Origin of the sequence: Alkaliphilus peptidifermentans DSM 18978, from assembly GCF_900101495.1 — a bacterium.
Lineage (GTDB): Bacteria > Bacillota > Clostridia > Peptostreptococcales > Natronincolaceae > Alkaliphilus_C > Alkaliphilus_C peptidifermentans.
Map to the genome: position 1 here is coordinate 1 of NZ_FMUS01000060.1, position 3,911 is coordinate 3,911.

Sequence of the window (3,911 nt, forward strand, 5' to 3'; positions counted from 1 at the left end):
GTACAGGTTAAGTGCTATGTATAAGGGTGCGACGTCCTATCACACTCTGAGTCACGGGGCTATAGCATCGGAGAACAAAACATTTGCATAAAGGTGCTGGAAGCACGTGACAAGGGAAAGATCAGTGCACCACACCTTCTCACTGGGTGACAAGCACCGCCAAGGGTATTACTTTAAGGTCCAGTTCGAAGGCGTCGCAAATGCGGTGACGTTCTCCTGAAACCACACGCAAAAGAAGCGGCGTCCATGCCGCGGACAGTGTTCAAGCGTATTGGAGTCTATATTGATTCGATTTACAACAGTGGAATTTTATGTAATAGTTCAATTTATTTATTGGAGAACGGAGGGCCAATTAATGGCAACATGGAATGAATTGTTTCTAAATGAAAAATTTATAGCTGATTTGCCTCAACCAGAGGTTTATAAGTTTGTGAAAATACTTGAGAGCACATTTCCTGACAGACCACTATCAATATGGGACTTTTGCTGTGGTGCAGGAAGGCATACTGTACTAATATCCCAGATGGGGCACAAGGCATGTGGAAGTGATATTTCTGAAAATGGGATTAATCATACACAGAAGTGGTTGGAAAGCAATGGATTAAAGGCATACCTGGAAGTAGCAGACATGACTGATAACTTATTTACAGGTATGAATTTTCATGGTGTTGTATCCTGGGATGCCTTGCACCATAACACTATTGATAATATCAACAAAGCTGTAGAAAATGTATATGAAAGCCTTTGTGAAGGTGGTATGTTCATGGTATCATTGCTTAATACAAAATCAGGTAGAGCAGACCTTCGGGGAAAAGAAATTGAAAAAAACACTTTTGTTAGGGAAGATGGTCCTGAATCAGGAGTACCTCACCATTACTTTGATGAAAAAGGGATAAGAGACTTATTTAAAAATTGGAAAATTGTCAGCTTGGCAGATATTGTCGTTACTTACATAGATGAAAGTATTATTTATTTAAATAATCCTTTCCCATATACAAAATGGAATGTTATTGTGCAAAAGTAGTATGTTAAAACTATAGTCATTTACAGAGAATTATGAATTGCTTAAGACGCAATATTCTCATGATGTTAAGTATTGAAAAATAAAAGTTTAAGGGTACGACGTCCTGTCGTACTCTGAGTCACGGGACGTGTGGCATCAGAGAACAATATGTTTGCACAAGGTTGCGGGGGGCACGTGTTTAGGGAAAGGTCAGGCACCACACCTTCTCACTGGGTGCAAGCACCACCAGATGGAAAGGGCAAGTGGGTCCAGTTCGAAGGCGTCGCAAACACGAGACGTTATCTGAAACCATACTCAAAGTACACGGCGTCCTGCCGTGAACCGCAGAAGAACGCTTTAAAAACTATGCTAATCATATTTGTTTGATTAAATTATATCAAAATACTAATACTTGAGAGGTTATTATATGAAAATTCGAAAGTCAAGTCGAGCAATATTATTGAATTCTGAAAACAACATTTTCCTATTTAAATTCGAGTTCGCAATGCTTTTAGGACATAGGATGTTATGGGTTACACCTGGAGGTGGAGTAGAAAGCAATGAAAGTTTTGAACAAGCTTTGTATAGAGAAATTTATGAAGAAATAGGTATTGAACTAAATGGAGAGTACAAATGGATTTTTTATAGAAATAAGCCATTTTCTACAAAGTCTGGACAAGAATTTATGTCAGAAGAACGATACTATCTTGTTAAAATTAAGCACCCAAATATAACCTGTAATAATATGGAACAAATCGAAAAAAAACTTACAAAGGAATGGAAATGGTGGTCAATCGAAGAAATAAAAAATTCTTCAGAAAAGTTCTTTATTGACAATCTTGATGAGGAGTTATGTAAAATTATTAATGGAAATATACCAGAAGAACCTATTGAAATTTAGCATTATAAGCGTTTAATCAGTAGTACATTGATCTATACGTATTTTTTAGATTATAAGCAATACATGTTAAGTGCTATGTATAAGGGGTAACGTCCTGTCGCCCTCTGACTCAAGGGTCGTAAGGCATCGGAGAACAATGTATTTGCATAAAGGTGCTGGAAGCACGTGACAAGGGAAAGATCAGCGCACCACACCTTCTCACTGGGAGCGAAGCTCCACTATAGGATATTTCTTAAGAGTTCAGTTCGAAGGCGTCGCAAATGCGGAGACGTTATACGACATACCAACCGTGAGGACTCCCGGGCTCCAGCCGTCGGGAGCAATTGAAAAATTAGTTATTATTATAAGTACAAATATGTGGATAAATGCGAAGTGAAGATTATTTGTATTTGGTAAAGATAGAAAGGAGTTATTATGTACTATTTATATCAGTTTTCTAAAACGGCAAAATATATAGGTGTAGTTAGTTTAGTAGCAACTTTTTTTAGCGATTTAATGATTTTCAAACTACTTTGTCTGTTTGGATTATTTGCATTTGTAGAAATAGCTTTAAATTTCTCGGTTTTTAAATGTTCAGTTTTGCAAATTATTGCTATATTTATAGTAAATAAAAACTTTGGAAATGAAGTGCCCTCTGTGTTCAACTACAAAAGTGAAATTGAATATACATTACCTTTTGAAGGAAAGTGGGTAGTTATAAATGGTTGCTATACGAAAGAATTCTCACATTCTTGGGATATTCCAACTCAGCGATATGCTTATGATTTTATAATCTTAGATGAAGAAGGAAAATCTTATCGAAATGAATTTAATCAATGTGAAAGCTATTATTGTTATGATAAAAATATTTTAGCTCCAGCCGATGGTATAGTAGTTGAAATATCAAATGATGCAAAGGACAGTTTGATATTTAAAAAGGGGAAGTTTTTTTCAAAATCACCGCATATTGCTGGAAACTACATTGTTATAAAACATTCTAAAAAGGAATATAGTACCTTTGCTCACTTGAAAAAGGATAGCATAACTGTAAAGGTTGGAGATAGTATTTCAAGGGGAGATATTATTGCAAAGTGTGGAAATACAGGAAACTCAACAGAACCTCATTTACATTTTCAACTGCAAACAGGTCAAAGTTTTTATAATAGTGCAGGTTTACCAATAAAGTTTAATAATATTAAACTTACTATCGCTCCCAATTATGAAAGATTTGATCATAGACTATCTATGCCAAAAGAGCAGATTTTAGAAGGGTACATTTCTCGTGGATACAATGTTGCAGCTGGTTAGAGGTATACGAAAATGAACGGTATCTTATTAGGCTTGTGTACATTAATTATATAGTATGTAGTACTATATTTGTCCAACCTTGACTCCGCCGTAAGGCTGGACCGGTTGGTACATCGCACAACAATGTTTTTGTGGAAGGTGCTGGAGGGCACGGTTGGGGGGCCAGGTCAGGGCACCACATCCCTTCACTGGGAACGTAGTTCCGCCAAGGCGGTCTATCTTTGGGGTCCGGCTCAGGGACGTCGTAAACACGGAAACGTTATGCGAAAGCTTAAATGGACTTTCGAGAATGCTTCAACAGGTTTAAGAATGAATAAAAAACGGAGTGATATTATGAACTTGAATGAAATATTTATTGCATTTCTAAAAGAAGCACAGTTTACGAAGGAAATACTAGGTATAGGTATAGAGTGTATTAGATTTGCTGGACACGTATAAAGGTTGCTATAATAAACCTAGAAAGGACGTGTTACAGCTATGAGTAATAAAAATAAATTCACTGAAGATTATAAGAAAGAAATAGTAAAGCTTGTTACAGAATTAGGCAAAAAACCAACTGATGTAGCCAAAGATATTGGCGTTACCCCTACAAGTATTAGAAGATGGGTAAAACAGTATAGCCTTCATGGAGAAGATGCCTTCCCAGGGAAAGGTAAACTTCGACCAGCAGATGCAGAGCAAAAAAGACTAGAGAAAGAAAATAAGGATCTCAAGGAGGAA

At 36.7% G+C, this 3,911-nt stretch carries 5 protein-coding genes; all 5 read left to right on the top strand.

Going from position 1 to position 3,911, the window contains the following annotated elements:
• Nucleotides 1-355: 355 nt before the first annotated feature.
• Nucleotides 356-1,024: a class I SAM-dependent methyltransferase gene (locus tag BLP68_RS21135; RefSeq protein WP_091547732.1), complete on the top strand. Its 669-nt coding sequence runs from the start codon at nucleotides 356-358 to the stop codon at nucleotides 1,022-1,024.
• Nucleotides 1,025-1,430: 406 nt separating this feature from the next.
• A complete protein-coding gene (locus tag BLP68_RS21140) occupies nucleotides 1,431-1,904 on the top strand; it encodes an NUDIX hydrolase (protein WP_091547734.1) in 474 nt (157 codons plus the stop codon).
• Nucleotides 1,905-2,318: 414 nt separating this feature from the next.
• Entirely contained in the window at nucleotides 2,319-3,191 is an 873-nt protein-coding gene (locus tag BLP68_RS21145) for a M23 family metallopeptidase (RefSeq protein ID WP_091547735.1), read from the top strand.
• A 123-nt stretch (nucleotides 3,192-3,314) separates the two neighbouring features.
• Nucleotides 3,315-3,629, top strand: coding sequence for a hypothetical protein (locus BLP68_RS21150; protein ID WP_143003149.1), 315 nt, complete (start codon nucleotides 3,315-3,317; stop codon nucleotides 3,627-3,629).
• Between the two features lie 39 nt (nucleotides 3,630-3,668).
• A partial coding sequence (locus tag BLP68_RS21155; protein ID WP_143003150.1) for a transposase occupies nucleotides 3,669-3,911 on the top strand: 243 nt, incomplete at its 3' end.

Bases quoted from the DNA above. Each gene is read 5' to 3' on its own strand.
- BLP68_RS21150 (WP_143003149.1), top strand. From the start codon at position 3,315: ATGTTTTTGTGGAAGGTGCTGGAGGGCACGGTTGGGGGGCCAGGTCAG.
- BLP68_RS21135 (WP_091547732.1), top strand. From the start codon at position 356: ATGGCAACATGGAATGAATTGTTTCTAAATGAAAAATTTATAGCTGAT.
- BLP68_RS21145 (WP_091547735.1), top strand. From the start codon at position 2,319: ATGTACTATTTATATCAGTTTTCTAAAACGGCAAAATATATAGGTGTA.
- BLP68_RS21140 (WP_091547734.1), top strand. From the start codon at position 1,431: ATGAAAATTCGAAAGTCAAGTCGAGCAATATTATTGAATTCTGAAAAC.